Source organism: Nitrosopumilus maritimus SCM1 (assembly GCF_000018465.1).
Classification (GTDB): Archaea; Thermoproteota; Nitrososphaeria; order Nitrososphaerales; family Nitrosopumilaceae; genus Nitrosopumilus; species Nitrosopumilus maritimus.
Genome location: NC_010085.1, coordinates 1,068,545 through 1,089,841, shown reverse-complemented (window position 1 = coordinate 1,089,841; position 21,297 = coordinate 1,068,545). Strand labels below are relative to the sequence as shown.

28 protein-coding genes and 1 tRNA gene are annotated in these 21,297 nt (G+C 34.0%); 8 read left to right on the top strand and 21 right to left on the bottom strand.

Features of this window, described 5'->3' with window-relative positions:
• Positions 1 to 15: 15 nt before the first annotated feature.
• A complete protein-coding gene (locus tag NMAR_RS06415) occupies positions 16 to 1,050 on the bottom strand; it encodes an alcohol dehydrogenase catalytic domain-containing protein (protein WP_012215576.1) in 1,035 nt (344 codons plus the stop codon).
• A gap of 79 nt (positions 1,051 to 1,129) precedes the next feature.
• Between NMAR_RS06415 and NMAR_RS06410 the strand changes: the two genes are divergently transcribed.
• Positions 1,130 to 1,363: a hypothetical protein gene (locus NMAR_RS06410; RefSeq protein ID WP_012215575.1), complete on the top strand. Its 234-nt coding sequence runs from the start codon at positions 1,130 to 1,132 to the stop codon at positions 1,361 to 1,363.
• Positions 1,364 to 1,401: 38 nt separating this feature from the next.
• Positions 1,402 to 3,429, top strand: coding sequence for a thioredoxin domain-containing protein (locus tag NMAR_RS06405; RefSeq protein ID WP_012215574.1), 2,028 nt, complete (start codon positions 1,402 to 1,404; stop codon positions 3,427 to 3,429).
• Here NMAR_RS06405 and NMAR_RS06400 read toward each other — a convergent pair.
• From NMAR_RS06400 to NMAR_RS06390, 3 genes are all read right to left on the bottom strand, one after another.
• Entirely contained in the window at positions 3,426 to 3,746 is a 321-nt protein-coding gene (locus tag NMAR_RS06400; protein ID WP_148680166.1) for a hypothetical protein, read from the bottom strand. The genes NMAR_RS06405 and NMAR_RS06400 overlap by 4 nt on opposite strands.
• A 184-nt stretch (positions 3,747 to 3,930) precedes the next feature.
• Positions 3,931 to 4,275 (bottom strand): hypothetical protein, encoded by a 345-nt coding sequence (locus NMAR_RS06395; RefSeq protein WP_012215572.1) that lies wholly within the window; start codon positions 4,273 to 4,275, stop codon positions 3,931 to 3,933.
• A gap of 37 nt (positions 4,276 to 4,312) precedes the next feature.
• Positions 4,313 to 5,110 (bottom strand): zinc-ribbon domain-containing protein, encoded by a 798-nt coding sequence (locus NMAR_RS06390; RefSeq protein WP_012215571.1) that lies wholly within the window; start codon positions 5,108 to 5,110, stop codon positions 4,313 to 4,315.
• Positions 5,111 to 5,200: 90 nt separating this feature from the next.
• Between NMAR_RS06390 and NMAR_RS06385 the strand changes: the two genes are divergently transcribed.
• Entirely contained in the window at positions 5,201 to 5,656 is a 456-nt protein-coding gene (locus NMAR_RS06385) for a hypothetical protein (RefSeq protein ID WP_012215570.1), read from the top strand.
• On the opposite strand, the gene NMAR_RS06380 is transcribed toward NMAR_RS06385, so the two are convergent.
• The 7 genes from NMAR_RS06380 to NMAR_RS06350 all read right to left on the bottom strand — a co-directional run bounded on the left by NMAR_RS06380 (position 5,619) and on the right by NMAR_RS06350 (position 10,087).
• Positions 5,619 to 6,377 carry a DUF3426 domain-containing protein gene (locus NMAR_RS06380; RefSeq protein WP_012215569.1) on the bottom strand — a complete coding sequence of 253 codons (759 nt, stop codon included), beginning with the start codon at positions 6,375 to 6,377 and terminating at the stop codon, positions 5,619 to 5,621. The two genes, NMAR_RS06385 and NMAR_RS06380, sit on opposite strands and share 38 nt — an antisense overlap.
• Positions 6,378 to 6,429: 52 nt before the next feature.
• Positions 6,430 to 7,125, bottom strand: a complete 696-nt coding sequence (locus NMAR_RS06375; RefSeq protein WP_012215568.1) for a hypothetical protein — start codon at positions 7,123 to 7,125, stop codon at positions 6,430 to 6,432.
• Positions 7,122 to 7,412, bottom strand: a complete 291-nt coding sequence (locus NMAR_RS06370; protein ID WP_012215567.1) for a hypothetical protein — start codon at positions 7,410 to 7,412, stop codon at positions 7,122 to 7,124. The genes NMAR_RS06375 and NMAR_RS06370 overlap by 4 nt, the downstream gene beginning before the upstream one ends.
• Positions 7,413 to 7,445: 33 nt before the next feature.
• Positions 7,446 to 7,679: an Lrp/AsnC ligand binding domain-containing protein gene (locus NMAR_RS06365; protein ID WP_012215566.1), complete on the bottom strand. Its 234-nt coding sequence runs from the start codon at positions 7,677 to 7,679 to the stop codon at positions 7,446 to 7,448.
• A 48-nt stretch (positions 7,680 to 7,727) separates the two neighbouring features.
• Positions 7,728 to 9,050: a DEAD/DEAH box helicase gene (locus NMAR_RS06360; RefSeq protein ID WP_012215565.1), complete on the bottom strand. Its 1,323-nt coding sequence runs from the start codon at positions 9,048 to 9,050 to the stop codon at positions 7,728 to 7,730.
• 101 nt (positions 9,051 to 9,151) lie between these two features.
• Complete coding sequence (locus tag NMAR_RS06355; RefSeq protein ID WP_012215564.1) at positions 9,152 to 9,949, bottom strand: DsbA family protein; 798 nt, start codon at positions 9,947 to 9,949, stop codon at positions 9,152 to 9,154.
• Positions 9,950 to 10,012: 63 nt separating this feature from the next.
• Positions 10,013 to 10,087: transfer RNA gene (locus tag NMAR_RS06350), tRNA-Thr, on the bottom strand.
• A gap of 117 nt (positions 10,088 to 10,204) precedes the next feature.
• Between NMAR_RS06350 and NMAR_RS06345 the strand changes: the two genes are divergently transcribed.
• Both NMAR_RS06345 and NMAR_RS06340 read left to right on the top strand, forming a co-directional pair.
• A complete protein-coding gene (locus NMAR_RS06345; RefSeq protein ID WP_238523161.1) occupies positions 10,205 to 10,435 on the top strand; it encodes a hypothetical protein in 231 nt (76 codons plus the stop codon).
• Between the two features lie 87 nt (positions 10,436 to 10,522).
• Complete coding sequence (locus NMAR_RS06340; protein ID WP_012215563.1) at positions 10,523 to 11,074, top strand: pyruvoyl-dependent arginine decarboxylase; 552 nt, start codon at positions 10,523 to 10,525, stop codon at positions 11,072 to 11,074.
• On the opposite strand, the gene NMAR_RS06335 is transcribed toward NMAR_RS06340, so the two are convergent.
• Positions 11,075 to 12,220 carry a hypothetical protein gene (locus tag NMAR_RS06335; protein ID WP_012215562.1) on the bottom strand — a complete coding sequence of 382 codons (1,146 nt, stop codon included), beginning with the start codon at positions 12,218 to 12,220 and terminating at the stop codon, positions 11,075 to 11,077.
• Between the two features lie 147 nt (positions 12,221 to 12,367).
• Here NMAR_RS06335 and NMAR_RS06330 point away from each other — a divergent pair, with 147 nt between their 5' ends.
• Positions 12,368 to 12,940, top strand: coding sequence for a hypothetical protein (locus tag NMAR_RS06330; protein WP_012215561.1), 573 nt, complete (start codon positions 12,368 to 12,370; stop codon positions 12,938 to 12,940).
• Positions 12,941 to 13,055: 115 nt separating this feature from the next.
• Here the strand turns inward: NMAR_RS06330 and NMAR_RS06325 are convergent, their stop codons facing one another.
• The 6 genes from NMAR_RS06325 to NMAR_RS10035 are packed head-to-tail and all read right to left on the bottom strand — an operon-like array spanning position 13,056 to position 16,569.
• The gene (locus tag NMAR_RS06325) at positions 13,056 to 14,828 is read right to left on the bottom strand and encodes a M3 family oligoendopeptidase (RefSeq protein WP_012215560.1); all 1,773 of its coding nucleotides are present in this window, start codon (positions 14,826 to 14,828) and stop codon (positions 13,056 to 13,058) included.
• Between the two features lie 39 nt (positions 14,829 to 14,867).
• A complete protein-coding gene (locus tag NMAR_RS06320) occupies positions 14,868 to 15,083 on the bottom strand; it encodes a hypothetical protein (protein ID WP_148680164.1) in 216 nt (71 codons plus the stop codon).
• A gap of 28 nt (positions 15,084 to 15,111) precedes the next feature.
• Positions 15,112 to 15,369 (bottom strand): ubiquitin carboxyl-terminal hydrolase 14, encoded by a 258-nt coding sequence (locus NMAR_RS06315; RefSeq protein WP_012215559.1) that lies wholly within the window; start codon positions 15,367 to 15,369, stop codon positions 15,112 to 15,114.
• Position 15,370: 1 nt separating this feature from the next.
• Entirely contained in the window at positions 15,371 to 15,910 is a 540-nt protein-coding gene (locus NMAR_RS06310) for an inorganic diphosphatase (RefSeq protein ID WP_012215558.1), read from the bottom strand.
• A 55-nt stretch (positions 15,911 to 15,965) separates the two neighbouring features.
• A complete protein-coding gene (locus NMAR_RS06305; protein ID WP_148680163.1) occupies positions 15,966 to 16,385 on the bottom strand; it encodes a hypothetical protein in 420 nt (139 codons plus the stop codon).
• Positions 16,386 to 16,437: 52 nt separating this feature from the next.
• Complete coding sequence (locus NMAR_RS10035) at positions 16,438 to 16,569, bottom strand: hypothetical protein (protein ID WP_012215556.1); 132 nt, start codon at positions 16,567 to 16,569, stop codon at positions 16,438 to 16,440.
• A gap of 98 nt (positions 16,570 to 16,667) precedes the next feature.
• Between NMAR_RS10035 and NMAR_RS06300 the strand changes: the two genes are divergently transcribed.
• Entirely contained in the window at positions 16,668 to 18,008 is a 1,341-nt protein-coding gene (locus tag NMAR_RS06300) for an HTTM domain-containing protein (protein WP_148680162.1), read from the top strand.
• On the opposite strand, the gene NMAR_RS06295 is transcribed toward NMAR_RS06300, so the two are convergent.
• On the bottom strand, positions 18,005 to 18,385 hold the full coding sequence (locus NMAR_RS06295; RefSeq protein ID WP_012215554.1) for a thiol-disulfide oxidoreductase DCC family protein: 381 nt from the start codon (positions 18,383 to 18,385) through the stop codon (positions 18,005 to 18,007). The genes NMAR_RS06300 and NMAR_RS06295 overlap by 4 nt on opposite strands.
• Before the next feature lie 219 nt (positions 18,386 to 18,604).
• Positions 18,605 to 19,150, bottom strand: coding sequence for an NAD(P)H-dependent oxidoreductase (locus tag NMAR_RS06290; protein WP_012215553.1), 546 nt, complete (start codon positions 19,148 to 19,150; stop codon positions 18,605 to 18,607).
• 185 nt (positions 19,151 to 19,335) lie between these two features.
• Here NMAR_RS06290 and NMAR_RS06285 point away from each other — a divergent pair, with 185 nt between their 5' ends.
• The gene (locus NMAR_RS06285; protein ID WP_148680161.1) at positions 19,336 to 20,520 is read left to right on the top strand and encodes a site-specific integrase; all 1,185 of its coding nucleotides are present in this window, start codon (positions 19,336 to 19,338) and stop codon (positions 20,518 to 20,520) included.
• Here the strand turns inward: NMAR_RS06285 and NMAR_RS06280 are convergent.
• Positions 20,510 to 21,184 carry a hypothetical protein gene (locus NMAR_RS06280; RefSeq protein ID WP_012215551.1) on the bottom strand — a complete coding sequence of 225 codons (675 nt, stop codon included), beginning with the start codon at positions 21,182 to 21,184 and terminating at the stop codon, positions 20,510 to 20,512. The two genes, NMAR_RS06285 and NMAR_RS06280, sit on opposite strands and share 11 nt — an antisense overlap.
• Between the last annotated feature and the right edge of the window lie 113 nt (positions 21,185 to 21,297).

The window sequence follows — 21,297 nt, the reverse complement described above, 5'->3', positions numbered from 1 at the left end:
TCGATATTTAACTAGTTAAGGAATTAAAACTGCTCTAGCTTCAATCTCTGAATCTTTTAATTTTTTGAGAACTTTGTTTGCATCCTCTAGTGGAAATACTTCAGATACTACCTCGATATTTTTTTCATTACATGTCTTGATTACTTCTTCCATGTCTTTAGTTGAACCAATCAAAGTTCCTCTGATTGTCTTTTCTTCAAATGCTACAAAAGATGGATTCTCACCAATTGTCGCAATTACTACCATTCCTCCCTTCTTTATGGCCCTGATTGCAGTATCTGTTATAATGTCTGCAGGTGCAAAAACAATTGCAGCATCAAGCAGTCCATGTTTTTCTTTTAATTTTTCTAAAAATTCTTCTTGATTTTCAGAAAACTGTATGGCGTCAATTGCCCCTAGTTTCTTTGCAACATCTAGGTGACTTTGAGACCTTGAAAATGCAATAACCTCACAGTCTTGTACTTTTGCAAACTGTACAGCCATGTGTCCTACTCCACCAATTCCAAAAATTCCAATTTTTTTGTGAGTTTGTGGTTCTGCAGCTTTTACTGCTTTGTAAGCTGTAATTCCTGCACAAAATAATGGTGCTGCATACTCTGGTTTCATAGAGTCTGGTACTTTGGTTGCAAAGTCTTCAGTAACTGTTACGTATTCTGAATATCCTCCTTTGAGAGTTTCACCTAGAATAATTGAAGATTCACACAAGTACTCTTTTCCTTCTTTACAATATTGACATTCTTTACATGCTTCTAGTAATGGTGTAATTCCAGCTCTGTCTCCTACTTTGAACTTTGTAACTCCACTTCCAATCTCAACTACTTTTCCTACAACTTCATGTCCTGGAACTGTTGGTAATTGTGGTGGAATTCCAAGATCTTTCCAATCACCTTCTATTCCATGTAATTGTGAATGGCAAACTCCACATGCCTCAATTTTTAGTAAAATTTCATTTGATCTTTCAATTTTATGTCTATCAATTTCTGTTAACTTTAGTGGATTTGTCTCAATTGCTGCACATTCAGACAGCACCATTGCACGCATCTTGTCCATACAATAGGATTTTTTTCAAATAATTTTAAGATTCGCTCCAACCCACTAGAAAAATAAAGGACACAAATAATCTAATTTTGTGCCTGAAATCACTGATGAAGACCGAGAACGTGTAGAGTTGTTGCGCCTTGTATCCAGCTCAAAACATGAATTCAAAAACCTCACTTTGGAACAACTAAAAAGATTGCAAGAATTAGTCGAAAAGAAAGATTACAGTCATGACAAAAAGGCTCATAAATCAAAAGTAAAATTACTTGGAAAAATCAATGTCCGAATCTATGAGATAACTGAAGGCAGAGGAATTTGGGGTTAACCAATTAAGTACAAATATCAAAACAAATCTGAAAAATTGTGACAGAAAATAATCTTATTCATGAAACAAGTCCTTATCTTCTTCAACATGCTCATAATCCAGTTGACTGGTATGGTTGGAATGATGAAGCATTAAAAAAAGCAAAAGATGAAAACAAACCGATCTTTCTTAGTATTGGTTACAGTTCTTGTCATTGGTGCCATGTTATGGCACATGAATCATTTGAAAATGAAGAAGTTGCAAAATTCATGAATGAAAATTTTGTAAATATCAAAGTAGATAGAGAAGAACGCCCTGACATTGATGACATTTATCAAAAAGCTTGTCAGATAGCTACTGGTCAAGGAGGATGGCCTTTGAGTATTTTCTTAACTCCTGATCAAAAACCATTCTATGTTGGAACTTATTTTCCAATTCTGGATTCTTACGGTCGTCCGGGATTTGGGAGTATATGCAGACAACTATCTCAAGCTTGGAAAGAAAAACCTAAAGACATTGAAAAATCTGCAGATAATTTTCTTGATGCACTAAATAAAACTGAAAAAGTTTCTATTTCTTCAAAATTAGAAAGAACCATTCTTGATGAGGCAGCAATGAATCTTTTCCAACTGGGTGATTCTGCTTATGGTGGATTTGGTTCTGCTCCAAAATTTCCAAACGCTGCTAATGTTTCCTTTTTGTTTCGTTATGCAAAGATATCTGGGTTGTCAAAATTCACAGAATTTGGGCTCAAAACTCTCAAAAAAATGGCAAATGGTGGAATATTTGATCAAATTGGTGGTGGATTTCATCGATATTCTACAGATGCAAAATGGCTTGTACCTCACTTTGAAAAAATGCTCTATGATAACGCACTAATTCCTGTAAATTATGCTGAGGCATTTCAGATAACAAAGGATCCTTTCTATCTAGATGTCTTGAAAAAAACCCTTGATTTTGTTTTGCGTGAAATGACTTCTCCTGAAGGTGGTTTCTATTCTGCATATGATGCAGACTCTGAAGGTGTAGAGGGAAAATTCTATGTCTGGAAGAAAAGCGAGATTAAAGAAATTCTTGGTGATGATGCTGACATCTTTTGCTTATTTTATGATGCCACTGATGGTGGAAACTGGGAAGGAAACAACATTTTGTGTAATAACTTGAATATCTCTACAGTTGCCTTTAATTTTGGAACTACTGAAGAAAAGGTTAGAGAAATTCTTCAGGCCTGTTCTAAAAAGTTACTTGATGTTCGTTCCAAGAGAGTTGCCCCTGGACTGGATGATAAAATTCTAGTTTCGTGGAATTCTTTAATGATTACTGCCTTTGCTAAGGGTTATCGTGTAACAAATGAATCTAGATATCTTGATGCTGCAAAAGATTGTATCTCCTTTATTGAAAATAATTTGTTTTCAGGAGACAAGTTACTACGAACTTATAAAAACAAAACTGCAAAAATTGATGGCTATCTAGAAGACTATTCTTATTTTGTAAATTGCTTGTTAGATGTATTTGAAATTGAACCTGATCCAAAATATCTAAAACTTGCACTAAAACTAGGCCATCACTTGGTGGAACATTTCTGGGATTCAGAAAACAATAGTTTCTTTATGACTTCAGACAATCATGAAAAACTGATTATACGACCCAAAAGCAATTATGATTTGTCTTTGCCTTCTGGAAACTCTGTTTCTGCATTTGTCATGCTCAGACTATTCCATTTCTCTCAAGAACAACAATTCTTAGATATTGCTACAAAAATCATGGAATCTCAGGCACAAATGGCTGCTGAAAATCCATTTGGATTTGGATATCTGCTAAACACAATTTCAATTTATTTGGAAAAACCTGTTGAAATCACAATCATAAACACTGAAAATTCTCAACTTTGTGACTCAATTCTTTTGGAATATTTACCAAACTCAATTGTTGTCACTATTCAAAATTCTACTCAGTTGTCGGCTCTATCTGAATATCCTTTCTTTGCTGGAAAATCTTTTGAAGAAAAAACATCTGCATTTGTTTGTAAAAACTTTACTTGTTCATTACCTTTGCATACTATTGATGAAATAAACTCACATCTTTAGATTTTTTTCAAGTTTACTTCTATTGTGTTTCCTACTTGTGGTCTACCCATCCCATCATATCTTGCCTTTGGCATTGCAATTGTGATTTGAGTTTGTTGATATGATTTGATGTTTACAGTAGGCTGAGCTGACATTATTGCTTCTAACAATGGCATCACTTGTTCTTTTGTTTCTTGATCGAGTTTTTTTGAAACATTCTCAATAATCATTTGTTTTTGTGAGATTGGTTCTGTTGAAACATTCTCAATTAGTGTCAACTGCACGACCTGACCATTATCCACAATTTGTGTAATTTTAAATTCATTAGTTGCTGACAATACTATCTTAGAATTTCTTCATGATTTATCTTTAACGAATTGAAAAATATAGTGCAACTATTGCTGTGACTACTGCAGCAGCAGTACCTCCCCAAAAAATTATCTTACTGCCATCTACTTTCATATTCTTACAATTTTGTATCGAAATTAAACTGTATTGATTTTTTCTAAATACTTGAAAAATTTATTTCTCGTCATCTTTGATTTCATTTTTTGATTCTTCTTGTATGTCTTCTGTTTTCTCTATTACTGTGGGCTCAATTATTGCCTTTTTTATCAGAGCTGCTCGTTTTTTTATTATTTCGTTGAATTCTTTCATATCTTCTAGGCTTGGAGTTTGTTGTTGATTTTGATATGCCTGTAAAAATCCTGAATACACACATCCTGTAATGATTCCAAACGTTGTATCTGGAACCGATTCAATCTCTGGAACAAAATTTTCTGCAATCTGTGTATATGCTTCTGATTCGTTAATGTAGTAATCAATTAAACTATCAATGAATTCTTTATTTTCTTTAGAAATTGCCATGACTTTTCTTCTCTCTCCTAGTTTATTTAATTGTCTTTTATTTGTCTAAAACACATGAATTAGTTTTAGAATCCAAAACAGTTCCTGGTCCACATGGTGAATCTGTTTCACTTGATGTTTTTTCTGTAGCTTCACTCTCTAAAACACATGAATTAGTTTTAGAATCCAAAACAGTTCCTGGTCCACATGGTGAATCTGTTTCACTTGATGTTTTTTCTGTAGCTTCACTCTCTAAAACACATGAATTAGTTTTAGAATCCAAAACAGTTCCTGGTCCACATGGTGAATCTGTTTCACTTGATGTTTTTTCTGTAGCTTCAACTATGGTAGGTTTGACATTAACCTGTTCATCTTTTAATTCTGTTCTTTCAAATGTATTATCAAAATAACCTTGACTGTATGCTCCACCAATAATTGCTAAAATTATTACAGGAATCCCAATCATAATGGGAATTTTTAGATTAATTGTTCTATTGTTATTTTTCTTATTAGGTGAAGTTGGCTCTTGTTCTACTTTAGGTTTTGATGCAACATCAAATAACGATGCTCCACATACCATGCAAAAATTTGCCCCTAATGTGGTCTTTTTTCCACATTTCCAACAATGAATTTGTTCCTCATTTTCAGATTCATCTTCTATTTCTGCAGAATCTGATTCAAGGTTTGAATGTTTTATGAGATACTTGTCTACCATTTTTTGTAAATAATTTTTATCAGCATTCCAAATCGATTTATTCTGAATGTAGGCTTGTTTGATGTGTTCTAACCTATATGCATCTCCTACCCCTAGATTTAGCAGAGCATTTACATCGTCAACTACATCCCTATCTTCCATATTCCTCTCTGTTTGGGGTTATTCTAAATTGTTTTCTCCACATCAAGGAATGGTATATAAAAAAAATCATTTCATTTATGATGAACCTGATTGTGGAAGTTAGAGTTAGATGAAGAATATTTTCGCATTTATGATTCTAAAAAAATGATTGTAGGGTACTTTGATCCTGATTATGGTGATATTTTCCCTAAAGAAAACTCTGAACAAATCATTTCATCTATGCTAAAAAATCATGATAAAATCTTAGGAGGGATGGTAATGGTACCCTTGGTTAAATTTGGATTGTTTGACAAGGATTTGGATACCAGTATTACAGATGTTCATGAAAATGTTACTAGGGTAAATGTTCATTTGGATAAATGGAATGATGTATTATCTGAAATAAACTGTAAATTTCATTCAGTACGAATTTCTCATACTGATCAAGACATGCTTACCATAACTTTTCCTGTTTTATTTTCACAACCCACCCCTCTCAAAAAAGAAGAATTGGCAAAAGAACTTTTTTCTATTTTAGATTTGTTGCAGAAAAGAGATTTGTTATAATTTTTCCAGAATATCGTGTAACTCCAATATATGCAGATAACGTGAGTATAAGTAAGATAATTGTACTTATAGGAAACTCTGGTACTGCTGCATACTCTTCCGATTCTGCAATTAATGTATAATCATTAATTTCCTCAGTTTGGATTTTGTCTGGTACTGACAATACAAAGAATGCACTATCTTCTGCTCGTAGGTAATCAGGTTCAGGATTAACTCTTGACACTGCTGCAACATTTCCTTGTTTGTCATAAAGTGTTGCAATTACTGATACCATATTTGCCGTAATCTCTCCATTATTTGCTACAGTTCCTGTAATCATCAAATTATTGTGATTATCTCTACTAAGTGATGATTCAGTAATGTCAATAACTTGACTTTTTGGTGGACTAGCTTGATAATTCAGTTCCATAGAGTATGAATTAACATTCTTTGCTTCTCCATTTGTTAAAATAAGATCAAAAGGCCCTTTCATCCCAGGCATTATTGTATTGACCAATGAGTTTGTCTCTTTTGTTTGAATTAATTGCTGATTTTCATCAAACAAATCAATTTGTACATGAATTTGATTTAGTGGTATGTCTAGATTATTTACAATCTCACCTACAATGTGGATTGAACCATCATCCCCGATGTATTGTTGATCATTTTGTATATACACATCTGCAAATGCAAATGGCATTATACTTGCAAAAATAATTCCAACAATTAAGATTTTTTCCACAGTTATTCTTTGTCTTGTTCTTTAAAGTAGTTTATGTGGATCTGGTTATCTCTTATGGAAGATGCTCTATTTTCCATTTTTTAGCCTCATTTATACAATTAAACCACTCTACTTCTATTTCATCAGAATCAAATTCTTCTGATTCATTTTTAAATTTCTCATCACATTTGTTTGCCATATTTTCAGCAACTTGAATTACCTTTTGTGTTAAGCCACTTTGTGGGGCTTCAAATTTCAATTCTTCATCATATGTTTTAATTCCTGTTTTAGCTGAAAAATATTCCACCAACCCTTGTAATTCATAATTAAAAGATTCTTGAATCAATGTATCTGATCTTACTTTTGCAGATTCATCTCCAGTTTTCATCCATTCTATAAATTGAGAATCACTGGCTAATTGAGTTTCTGATGATAGCTTTAACAAATCTATTGAACTCTCAAAACCAAATCCTTTTGGTGGAGTCAATTCATCATACTTTGAAATTATTTCATTAAATTCTTCTAAATGTGTTCCGTAGAATTCTAACAGTTCATCTTTTGTAACATCTCCTTCTTCCCATTTAATTTTCTCAGAATAGAACTTTGATTGCAATTCTGTTACGTCGTTTTGAATTTGCTCTAATTCTTTTCCAAATTGTAATCCTGTCTGTTTAGTTTGATCTGCTGAATAATTGTAGCCTGCAATTGCACCTATGATACTAATTGCAACTATTCCGATAATGATATTTTGAATTTTTTTCTTTTTCAAAGATAATCTATGTAATTTCCATTTTCGTCTAATTTTAATTCAATTGTAAATTCTGTACCGCTGATAAAAGAATCATTACGTGTTGATCTTACTCTGCCTATCACTAACTCATAAGGCCAAATTTCTACCACAATTGAGCCTATTTTTGCAGTTGGCGTTTCAGTAATTTCCATGTCTTCTCGCTTTACCCCGTGTCTTTCTAGCATGTGTATGGCATGATCTAAAAGTGGTTTTGGGTTGTTGTAGTTTAGTACCCATACTGGTGCTTCATAATCGATTTTTTGCAATTTTACTCAATCCAGATTTTTCTCATATAACAATTATTCGGGACGAATTACATTGAGTGTCATTGTGCTGACTACCCTGGATAATTTCCTAATTACTGCAATTGCTTTTTCAAATCCATCTTGTTCTTCGGTTTCTATCTCTGCAATTACATCATATGCTCCAAAAGTTAGATATGCATTTTTTACATCTTGCATCTGATTGAGTTCATCTACAATGTATTCTTCAGCTCCTAGATCACAATTTAATAAAATGAATCCTTTGTGCATTACTTTATCTTAAATTAATTACGTAGTTCGGGCCTTTAAGTTTTACAGTTACCATCTACTGCGTCCACCGTAGTGGTTTCTATTACTTCCTCTATCGTTGTATCTTCGTCTTCCTCCTCCTCTATCATCTCTGGAATCTCGTCTTCCTCCTGATCTTCCGTATCCTCCAGAACGACCCCCTCTAGAATAGTTTGATCTTGATTGACCTCCATATCTTCTTGATGGCATTTGTCTTTTTAGTGGATCTGGAATTGCAATTTCAATTCCCATTTCCTCATTCAAATCTTTGATTGGAACTTTGATTTGACGTTTGATGAGGTTCCAATCCCCTACAGACGAATATGAAACAAATGTTACTGCTTTACCTTTTGCTCCTGCTCTTGCAGTTCTGCCGATTCTATGGAAATATGCCATTTCCTGATTTGGAACATCATAATTGATTACTAATTCTACTCTAGGAACATCAATACCTCTTGATGCAACATCTGTTGCTACTAGAATGTCTGCCTTTCCACTACGGAATTTTCCCATAGATTGCTCTCTTCTATGTTGTGACATGTCCCCTTCTATTGCTACTGCATCAAATTTTTCTTGATGTAGGAATTTTGCAACATCTCTAGTTCTATACTTTGTAGAACAAAATACAATGGCTTGGCCTTTTGTTGGTTTGATAAAGTCAATTAGATACTTGAATTTGTCTCTGTCTTTAATGACCAAATATGATTGGTCAATTCCTTCTCCACTAAGATCGTCTGCATCTAGCAAGAATTGCTTTGGATTGTTCAAATACTCTTCCGATAATCTGAGAATTTCAGTTGGCATTGTTGCTGAAAACAATGACATTACTCTATCTTCTGGTGCTAAATCTAAAATGAATCCAATATCATCAATAAATCCCATATCCAACATTGTGTCGGCTTCATCCAAAACAATGTGTGTGACATCTCTAAGCTCTATAGAACCTCTTTTGAGATGGTCAATCAATCTACCTGGTGTTGCTACTACAATCTCTACTCCTCTTTCCAGAGCATCTAATTGGAGTCCCATGCCTTGCCCTCCATAAACTGTAGCTACTTTGATTCCTGTATATTTTCCAAATTTTTTGATTTCATCTGTAATCTGCATTGCAAGCTCTCTTGTTGGTGCCATGATCAAACCTTGAATGCCATTTTTTGGTTGAATCTCTTGTAGCATTGATAATGAAAATGCTGCAGTCTTACCAGAGCCTGTATGTGCTTGCCCTACAACATCTCTTCCTGTAAGTAATACGGGAATTACTGCTTCTTGAATTGGAAATGCTTCTTCAAACCCAAGATCGTTTAATCCTTTCAGTATGTCTTCTTTTAATCCTAATTCTTGAAATTTTGTCATTTTGTTTTCTTCTCTTTAGCAATGACGAAAAGCTCATTGCCAGACGTCATTATTCCGATGCGTAAAGTCACAGTTTAGGTCTAATAAACGCTTGTTATTTTTTATGCCTCTAATTGTGCATCAATAACTTTCTTGAAACTTTCAAATGGCTGCGCACCTTTTAGTTCGACGTAACCTATCTCATCATTTCCTACAAAAAATCCTGGAGTTCCTGTTACATCGTAACTTCTACCATCATCAAGATCTTTTCGTATTTCTTCAATATACTTTCCACTGGTAAGACAAGAATCAAATGTTTCTTGATCTAGTTGTATCTGAGTTGCATATTGGCTAAACATAGATAATGCATCAACTGTTTCTTGATTACTCCATTGACCTTGATTATCAAATAACATGTCATGCATTGCTTTGAATTGTCCTTGTTCATTTGCACATTCTGCTGCTACTGATGCAGGAAGTGCATTTGGATGAATGCTTTGTATTGGAAAGTCTCTAAAAACTAGTTTTACTTTGCCCTGATCAATGTATTCCTCAAGAAGTAATGGAAGTGTTTGGACGTGGAATCGTGCACAGAATGGACATTGAAAATCAGAAAATTCTATTATTGTAATTGGCGCATCTGGATTTCCGATTATTGGATCATCATCTGCTGAAATCTTTACTGGTTCTGATGGTTGATTTGTAGGTAGTCTGTTTTGCAACATTTTGAGCTCAAGTTTGGCAATTGCATCATCCAAATCTTCTTGTGAAATCTGATCTGAATTTGCATTTGAGAAATACATTCCTGCAAAAAATGCTGCAACCCCTACTGCAACGATTAATCCAATTATTAGACCATTTGATTTTGATTTATTTTGAGTATGTTCATTTTGATTAATTTCATTATCGTCAAAACTCATGTAAGATTGTTCCAAAACCTAGTATAATTAACCGTATTGCCAAATTACACTTCAAAATTTTAAAGCCAATGATGGGATCTGAACCCATGACCTTTCGCTTACAAGGCGAATGCTCTAGCCAGGCTGAGCTACATTGGCACGAAGTAAAATGAAATTTTTGAAGGTTTAAAGTGTTACCTGTGTTCTTTTTGTAAGGATTTTTCTAGAAATTTCATAACCGTCAGTTTATAATAATGCCATTTTTTGATACCTGTTATGAGATACATTGAACCCACTAGAATCAAAGTTTTGATGATGATGTTCTTTGCAACTGGTACTTTGGGTATCATAATTGGTTTATCTCCTATCGCTGGACCTGACCAAACCATGTTCATTACATTCATGGGAGTTGTCAATGTTGGATTGGGCGCATTTTTCACCTTTCTCTTGCTAACACAAGAAGCAAAAACTCCTGATAAAAGAAAAAAGAAAAAGAAGCGAGATTAACATCTTAATACCTTCACTCTTTAACATTTCTGAAAAAATGTCTTTTTGATTAAAGTTAAATAATAATACATTTTCTAAAATTTTGAAATGCTGGATTTAGTTGCAAAGAAATTATTTCTTACAAGAGGAAAAGGAATTCATGAAGATAGATTAACCAGTTTTGAATATGCTTTGAGGGATGCCGGTATTGCAGGTACCAACTTAGTATTGATTTCCAGTATATTTCCACCAAAGGCAAAACTAATTTCAAGAAAAGAGGGGTTACAACAAATCAAACCTGGGCAGATTTTGTTTACAATTTATTCAAAGAATCAGACTAATGAACCTCATAGAATGTGTTCTGCATCTGTAGGAATCGCACAACCTAAGGACAAAGACAGATATGGTTATTTGTCTGAATACGAAGCCTTTGGGCAAACCGAAACCCAAGCAGGTGATTATGCTGAAGACATTGCAGCACAAATGTTGGCCTCTTCATTAGGTATTCCATTTGATGTTGATAAGAACTGGGATGAAAAAAGACAACAATGGAAAATATCTGGAGAAATTTACAAGACTCAAAACATTACTCAGCAAACACGTGGTGACAAAGATGGTAAATGGACTACTGTTTTTGCCGCAGCAGTACTTTTAGTATGATTATCTTTTGTATCCTTTAAGATAGAATAAAGCAGCTGCAATTGCAACTATTGAAATTATTATTACTACTATAAGTGAGTCATCTGATGATTCTGGTTGAATAGGTGGTGCATCACCTAATGAAAATTTTAATTTGTCTTTGCTAACTGAAGTTTCTTCTCCAAAAATATACATTCCCTGAATTCTTTGTCCTTCTTGAGGATCAAAAACCCATCCTTCCTTTGATATGTCTGTTGGAATTTTCTCATTATCAATTATTTGTGTTGGAACAATGTTTCCTCTAATGTTTGAAATGGTTTCATCTTCTGGTGATAGTATTACTACTTGAATGATTGAATTAAGTGGGTAAAATCCTGAGGAAAAATAATCTGATCTGTTGATTGTATTTGTTTTTAACAAATCTAATGGACTAACTTCAGAAATTGTAGAGGCTTCATTTGGATAATCCACTGATAATTTTAACTGTAAAAGTGATTTTGAATCTAAAGGTATTATAGAAAATGTCATCTTTGCATTTTCTTCAAATGAGAGATTTTTTGCAACTTCATAAAATCCGCCACTTTCTCTAATGATTTTTGGAATTAAAATTGCTGAAGTTTTTTCATACATTGCATTAGTATCCTCTGGTGACATTGTGTATACCACTGAAATCATTCCCTTGCCTGAAATCACTCCTGATGTCTCCAATGCCTCATTGGATGCATCGTCACTATGTACAAAAACTGAATGTAATTTTGAATTTACATCAAACACCTGATTTATCTCATCAATGTATGGCATTGCAACTTCTTTGGCTGCATCTTGAATCTCTATAATGCCTTTTGCTGTTGGGTCTCTCACCACATTAATCATTATGCATGATTCATCAAATACGCCCAAAACACATTGTTCTTGATTTGTAATAATTACTGCTTTAACCATTTCATCTTCTCTTAGTTTTTGTTCCAATTCTGCAGGAATTCTAATTTCTTGAATGCTTGTACTTTGTAGAGTGATAGATGCTGTCACATTTTGAGATATGCTTCTATCTACTAGCACTTGAGCCGTTTCTTGAAAAGTTGCTAAACCTATTTCTTGTGAATATGCAAAATTTGTAGAGATTCCAACAACTGCTACTAGTAGTAGAATCCAAAGTATCTTTTGCATTGGTTGTCCCTCCAGTCATGAAATTATTAACTTTACTCCTATTTTGTTTATTTTTCAAAGAATTTTTTGATGAATTTTTTTTATTTTTTTTACGAAAATTAGTCATCTTCTAACTAATATTCTATTTTTCACGAAATTATCCTAGTATTGGCCCTAATCCCATTTCTTGTTGATATATTTCAAGATCCAATTTTCTCTATTCTTGCAGTAATTGGAGCATTTGGAGTTGGATTATTTCAAGGGATTATTTTAGGCCGTGCGATTCTTGTTCGATTCCCACGACTACAAAATCATCTAAAAACAGTATCCATTACTTTGTTTGTTTTGTTTTTGGCAAATGCAATTTTGAGTGTTCCTCGATTTGCATCCCCTGAGAAAATTGAATTTTCAAATCTTTCTGCAGGAAGCCCTGCAGAACTTGCTTCATTATTGTTTCTTATTTTTGGAATGAATACTGGATTCCTAACAGTCCTGGCAATTTCTGTAACTGTTATGACTTTTGTTATTTTGAAATTCACAAATCTTCATGGAATTGTAAAATTATTTGTCTTCTTTTTTAGTTCGTTATTGCTTGTATTGACTGGAATTAGTAGATTTACAGATCTTACTCCTAGTACCTTTGAGGTGTTGTTGTATTTTTTATATCAATTAGGAATTACAATTGGAATCTTGGGTGGAACAATACGTAAAATCAAACCTAAGAAATTAGACTTGGAATAATTTCAAACGTTTAAATCAGATAATCTGCGATGGGGTTTTGACATCGAATTCAAACCGTTCGGGGAACAAAGCTGGCAGTCCTTGCGTTGGACTGTCAGCCCCATTTATTAAAAATCTAGTTTAGTGATGATAGTGCTTTTACCTGTCCGTTAACATAATCAAAACCTTCTTGCCAAAACTTGGTAGATTGTATATCTAATCCATGTTCTTTAAGGAGTTTTTCAGGTTTTTTTGAACCCCCTGCTGCAAGAATGTCAATGTATGCTGGAACAAAGTCTTTACCTTCTTTTTTGTATCTTTGGAATAATGATAATGCAAGAAGATTTCCAAATGAATATGCATAGCAATAAAATGGTGTGTGATAGAAATGTGGGATACAACTCCATTCTATTGCAAAGTCATCTGTAACATCAACTGATTTTCCAAATTGTTGTTTGAGATTTTGTAAATATGTTTTTGAAATTTCATCTATGGTTGTTCCTTCGCCAATTTGTTTATGAGCATCAATCTCAAAAATTGTAAAAAATGATTGTCTTAGAATTGTTGCATACAAATCATCAATTTTTTCAGATAACATTATTTTCTTTTCATCATCTGAAATCTTGTCTGAAATATTGTCATAAAGCAGTAATTCAGAAAATGTTGATGCTGTTTCAGCTAATGGTAATGGTGCATCTTGGACTAGAATTGATCTATCTTGTGCAGCTTGACTGTGGACCGCGTGACCTAACTCATGAGCTAATGTAAATACGTCTCTTGATTTTCCTGTAAAATTGACCAATACATAAGGCGTGATTTTGGGTGTTAATGTACTACAAAATGCTCCATCTCTTTTTCCTTGTCTTACTTCTGAGTCAATATGATTTTCATTGAAAACCTTTCTTGCAAAATCTTCTAATGTGTTACTAAATTTGCCTAGTGATTCAAAAACTAGTTTTACAGATTTGTTGTATGAATAATTTTTTTCTTTAATGTTTGCAGCAGCAGGTGCATAGATGTCATATCTTCTAAGCTTTTTCATTTTGAGCATCTTTGCTTTTTGCACAAAGAATTTTTGAAAGACTGGAGCATTTTTTTTGCAAACTAGAAGTAGTGATTCTATTGTTTTGTCATCTACATCATTTCCAATATTCCTCATAGAAATTGGCGTTCTGTAGCCTCGAATATCGATTCCTTCATCTTTCCAATTAAGTGCAATATTTTGATAAATTTCTCCAACAACACCTTTGTTTTCATTATATTTTCCTAGGATTGTTTTGTAAGCTGTTTCACGAATTTTTGGATTTGTATGTCGAACATAATTTGTTAATTCTTCTCTTGTCATCTTTTTTGTTTTGTTTCCGATTTTCATTTGGTATTCAAATGCATTAGTTATCTTGTCATACAATTTTACAAGTGCAGAAATACCTGTAACATCTAATGTGTTAATGATTCTCTCTTCAGGTTCACTGAGTGAGTATTTTGCAATTAGTCTTTTGTGTGCTAGATATTCTGAGAGTTCTCCTGCATCTTTAATCAATCTCTTTGCATTTTTTTCATCAACTTGCGTTTTCCACCATAAATCAAAAAACAATATTTTGTTTGAAATGTCTGATCCTAATTTTGACATTCTAGTCATTAATGATGTTGCTTCATCTGATTGTGTATCTGAAGAATATGAAAGAGATGCATATCCACCAATTTTACTCATTTTCTCAGAAATTTCTTCTACTTGACTAAGTATTTCCATGAATTTCTTTGATGACATTTTTGGGTCCAGTTTTGATTTAATTTTCTCAAATTTTTCAGCCTGATTTTCTAATTCTTTGATCTGTTTTTGAAATGCTGAACTTTTTGGATTTTTTGCTAATTCTGAAAGATTCCACATTCCTAACTGGTATTGAGACATTGCTAATCGTAATTTCCTAACTATTAAAAAATGAATATGCTAAGGTTTGGATTCTCTAGATTTTACAACCTTTCTAATGGTAGAGTATATGATCAAACCTCCTCCAAAAATTACCCAACCGTAACTATACGTTATGGTCTCTTCAACAAAACTTGGTGGACCCTCTCCTGCCAGTAAAATTCCCCAGCTAATTCCTCCTGCAATTAGAAATCCTATTCCTACCCAAAAAGTCCAGTGAAGTTTTTCTTTGTTCAATGTCTACGTGCTTGTTATATGTTGAAAATTAATAGTATTCTTTGCAAATGTAACACCATTTCCAAATATCTCCTGGAATTGCTTTCATAACTGGATGCCCTGTTTCTTCAAAGTGTTTTGTTGCGTGTTTTCCAATAGATGAATCACAGCATCCTACATGTCCACATGTCAAACACATCCTTATTGCAACTACTGGAAGATGTTCTTTTTCACATTCTTCACAGCTTTTTGTGTTTGGTGCTATCCCTTTTGTCTCTTCTAAAAAATGATTACACTCTTTTGACATCTTAAAATTTCTTCAAAGTATTCTTGTATCTTTTAATTGATTCAACAATTATGCTCTTTGCTTCTTTTGCTGATTGCCATCCTAGTATCTCTACTTTTTTCCCTTCCAAATCTTTGTACACTTGGAAAAAATGTGCAATTTCAGAACGATAATGATCTTCAATGTCTGAAATATCTGTAGTATGTAAATATCTTGGATCATTTGTTGAGACGCAAATAATCTTGTCATCTAAATCTCCTGCATCTTTCATTTGAAGTAATCCAATTGGTCTAGCTTCAATTAGAATTCCTGGATAAGTTGGGTTTGTAACAAGTACTAGTGCGTCCAGCGGATCCCCATCCTCAGAAAGTGTTTGAGGAACTAATCCATAATCGCCTGGATAATGAAATGGTGAAAATAAAACTCTGTCAAGTTTTATCATGTTGTGTTTTTTATCATATTCGTATTTGTTCATAGAACCTTTAGGAATCTCTACTACTACATTGATAATTTCAGGAATATCTGCTCCTGATTCTATATCGTGCCAAAAATTTTTACTCATTTTCTAGCTAGCATTTTCTTGAATAGTATATGAATTCTATGAAAAAAAGGAATGTTTAGACTAGTTGATTTGAGTTAGGAATGACTCTGTATATCATTACAGTATATTCGCCTTCAAAGGCTTTTTCCATATCTCCATTTTCATCAATACTAGTTACTCTAAACTTGTATTCGTAAGAACCATCTCCTTTGACATCAACTTGGGCAACATGTACCAAATCATTTGCTTCATCAAAGAATTGAATGATTACTGGATGTCTTTCAACATATTCTGAAGCACTACCTGTGACAAATCCCCATGGTAGTGTATTGCCTTCTGGAACAATCATTGTTGTGACTGTTCTTTGTAGACTGATTTCTTCATTGATTGGAGTGATTGTTGTCGTTTCTGAATTCTCTGCAATTGCCTCTGATGGAAACATCAGAACTGCAAATGATGCAATAATTGCTAGAACGATACTTGTTTTTGTCTTCATGTGACTAGCTTTTTTATGGTTGTTTAAAAGATTTATTGCAAATTTAATCATTTTATGGTAATTCATCTTCTAAATCAGAACATGCTGCATGAACCCACTGTTCTTTGGAATTTTTTAGAATTTCTTTTCCAACTTTGATTGCCTCCCCACATTCTACACATTTTCCAGGGAATCTTGCTTTCATGATTTTTTTGATTGGTTGTCTAATTTAAGTAAGTTGAATGACATTATCACCCAATCTTTGATCCAAATTTTAATAATCCAAAATTCACAACTCTTCAAATGAGTATTGCAAAAACAACAATTTTGCAAAAACTATTTGAGCCAAGTGATATTGCAATTCTGGTTTACTTCAGGATAATTTTTGGAGCTGTTATGCTTTGGGAAGTGTTTCGATATTTTGAACATGATTGGATATCTAAATACTGGATAGATCCAATATTCCATTTTACATACTATGGATTTGATTGGGTAAAGCCATGGCCTGGTGATCTGATGTATGTGCATTTTGCTGCAATGGGGGTTTTGTCTGTCTGCATAATGGTTGGATTCAAATACCGAATTTGTGCAATTTTGTTTTTCTTGGCTTTCTCCCAGATCTTTTTCTCAGAACAATCGAGATATCTCAATCACTTTTATTTGATTTGGCTTGTCAGCTTTATTCTTATCTTCATTCCTGCAAATAGATCACTTTCCATTGATTCATGGTTCAACAAGAAAATTAGAACTGATTTTATTTCAGCATACTCGTTATGGCTTTTGAGAATTCTAGTTGGAATTCCATACTTTTTTGGTGGCATTGCAAAACTAAATCCTGATTGGCTTGCAGGATATCCATTAAGATTCTGGCTTGAAAGTGAAGCTGATACGTTTCCTCTTTTAGGTCAGTTTTTTACTGAAGAGTGGTTTGTAATGTTTTTTGCATATAGTGCCTTGTTTGTTGATTTGCTTGCAGTACCGTTTTTGCTCTGGCGCCGTTCTAGAATTTTTGCATATGCAATTTTAGTTTCATTTCACCTTCTAAACGCACAACTATTTTCAATTGGAATATTTCCGTGGTTTATGATTTTTGCAACTTTGATCTTCTTTGTTCCTAGTTGGCCTAGAGTCTTAAAGAGATTCAAAGTAGCAAAAAAACCAAAATCCAAAATCACAACATTGACAAAAAACCAAAAAATTGTCTTATCCCTAATCCTGATTTTCCTTGTTGTACAAATTACCCTGCCCTTACGTCATTATGCATATCCTGGAAATGTTAGCTGGACTGAAGAAGGGCACAATTTTGCATGGCACATGAAGCTTAGAGACAAAGATACGTTGTTTATGGAATTTACAGCAACAGATCCTAGTACAGGAAGGAGTTGGACAGTAGATCATGATGAGGACCTAACTGCAAGACAAGAATCTAAAATGTCTACAAGACCTGATATGATTTTACAGTACAGCCATTTTCTTGCAGAAAAATATCGCAGTCAAGGATATGAAGACATTGAGATTCGAGTGGATATAACATCCTCTGTAAATGGGCGAGATTATCAAAAATTAATTTACCCAAACGTTGATTTGGCAAAAGAACCAAGAACACTTCTTCCAAAGTCTTGGATTGTCCCATTAGAAAACTAGTTGATTTTGATCTTTTTGCTATGAGTAAAAAGACTAGCAGATCTTACAAAGACTGCATTAGGTGCTTTACATCCCGCATCACATGTCTCTTCAACTATTGTTTGAATTGGTGCTCTTTTCTTTGAGAAAAGAATTTCTCCAATTAATGGTAACAATGCTGCACGACCACCATATGCATTTTTTCCATCAATAAACCAAAACATTTCTGTTGCACTAGAATCAAGATATTGTTTTCGAAGTTTTTCTCCCGTTTCAGAATAATGCCCAACTAATGCAATCTTCCCTCTAGCAAAAAAGTTAACTGTACTTGCAAACTTTGCACAAAGATGACATGCATTATCGTAAATTACAACAGGTGATATTTCTTGAATTTCCAATACTATCTTTTTGTCTTTTTAGAATAATAACTTTTTTTCAAAAACTCTGAAATTATGGTAGTGGACCGGATTAGATTACGGAGATTCCTGGGGTATTTTGGAGATTATTTTTTTATAAAAAACCCTCATCATAGGTATGGACTATTTACGATTGTAACCCACGGTGGGACATTTTTGAGATTTTATTTAAAGTTCAGATTCTGGTATGACTTGAACCAATTAAGAAAATACTTGTTCTAAATGTTTGATGAATCGTTGTTTATCATCATCAAAGTGAGGATTTTTGATTACATCATGACATGAAAAATGCGATAATTCTTCCATTCCACAATAAGTTTGGCTTAGACGCATAGGCAACAATACATCATCTCGACTAGCACCATCAAAGAATTCTCCTCCAAGTGCATCTGCAGGAGAATTCCAAGTTGTAGACAACATTACTTTTTTTCCTTTCATCAATCCACCAGAACCATAAGGTCCATCATTAAATGCAAAAAATTCACCATAAGCATAAACATCATCCAAATATTTTTTGAGAATTGGAGGCATCATGAACCAATAGATTGGATATTGGTAAATAATAAAATCAGATTTTTTCCATTTTTCAATTTCATCTGCAATTTCGTACCCTTCTTCAATTTTGGTTTCAATTACATCATATTTTTTTGAAAGTAATTCTTTTGCTGCTTCAAAAAGTCCTTTGTTATAGTTTCCAGCTGCAAATGCTCCTGTTTGTGAGCCTAAAATCAACAGAATTGTTGGCATTTGTATTCAACTCACATCTTTGTTTGGAGAATATTAAGAATTCTTTTTCAGAATGAATCTGTTAAAACTTGAACCATTGTTGTAGATGAATAGAATCTGCAAAACAACCTAGGAATGTAGTGGACCGGATGGGAATACTGGTGCATCATGGATGTTAAATACGACCTATGTCATGGCATCATCTGATGGAAATTACCCTAGAGAAGATAAACACAAGAAGTGATCCCTACCAACTTTTTTTGGACTCGATAAAACACAAGGAGACAAAAAGGAGATACAAGAATCTGCTGTACACGTTTCTAAAATTAATCCCAAACGAAATCTACCAAGATGCACTAGGAGAAAAACCTCCAAACAATGAAGCTACAACACTTGCAAAATTCTTTGTTGATGCTGCAAGAAAGAGTTCTGATCTAGCATCAGACATTATTGCCGCATACATCAAGGAAGACAAGAAGAGAGTGGAAGCAGGAGAGATTAGTCCGCAGACACTTCCAAATCATATCAAGCCAATTAAGGTACTACTTGACTCTAATCGAATTGCAGTTCACTGGAAGTCTTTGTCAAAACTGTATCCGAGGATTACCCGAGGCTCAAACGATAGAGCATACACCACAGAAGAGATGCAGAGAATGCTTGAGGTGTCAAACGACATTACCGACAAGGTAATAGTTACAATGTTTGCATCAGCAGGATTCCGACTAGAGTCATGGGATTATTTTACATGGAAGGACGTGGTATTTTTTAGAAATCCTGATGACAGCTTTAGAGGTGCAGCACTGTGTGTTTACAGAAATGACCCAGAACAATATTGGACATTTATCACGCCAGAGGCATGCAATTACCTTGACATGTATCGAGAAAAATGGAAGGCTGACATTGGTGTATATCCAAATCCTGATGATCCGCTGCTCAAGGCAGTAAAGTATCCTACAATACACAGACTAAATCACAAGGGCGTTCGAAGGAGAGTTGAGAATGTAGTTCGCGCAATTGGTCTTAGACCTCCTCTACCTCCAGGAAGGCGAAGACACGAGGTAAAACTGGACCATGGCTTTAGAAAATCCTTTAACACAAATCTCAGGCGAGCCAAGGTAGACTTCCTAGACAAGGAAGACATGATGGGACACAAGACAGGCTTGGAAAAGCACTATGAGCGATACGCTGAAGAGGATTTTGAGAGATTCTCCGAATATGAAAAGGCAATCCCATTTCTTACAATTTCAGACACTGAACGCGTAAAATTTGAAAATCAGAAACTCAAAGAAGCGAAAAAGAATCTTGAGGAACAAATTCCAACATTGGTGGATGATGCTGTTGAGCGGGTAAAAAAAGAATTAACGCAAAAAGGCTGGACTGTTACAGAATAGGATCTTTTGTTTTTGCAATATGTGAAATTTTTTCTTCTGTAATCCTGAACATTCCCTTGCATATCTCCAAACATTCTTCATCTAATTTTGACTCTGTTTCTAAAACGATCTTTTCACAGTTCTTGTAAATGATCTCAATTTTTTTCATGTCATGGATTTGAGCCAACTCTGCTATGCTCTTTGGAAACGGAATTCTTAATTGAAGTGCCTCTTGTAAAAATTCCTCTCTACTTCTTGTTCTTTTTCTAAAATTCTTTTCATCCTTGAACAACTTCCAGCTGAGCGCTTCTACATACATCTCATACACTCCTGCAAATTTTGAATAAAATTTAAGGAATTTTTTTGCCCCAATCCTTGACATTGTTTTGCCTAGGAAATTGTTTGTCTCTGTTTTTATCATCAATCCAATATGTGATGGAGTCATTCGTCCATTTGGAAGACAGTACCTTGGAACATCTTTGTACTCTATCTTTTCTAAAAAATTCTGTTCAACGAGTCTGTTTAGTCTTGCAATTACAGAACGCTTGCTTTTGTATTTTATTTCCTTACTTGCTAACTCTTTTTCGATTTGACTGACTGTTGCCTCTTCTACTTTTGCTAGAAATTTTTGAATTATCTGGAGTGTATTGCCATGCTCGGATCTTTTAGTAATTCGATTAACCATTCACTGGTGTAACAATCATCATTGTACTATATTCATCTTGTTCACTGAATATGATTAATGTCTTGCAGAACTACAATAACTGTCTCCTGTGACACAAAAGCAAAGCTGACGAA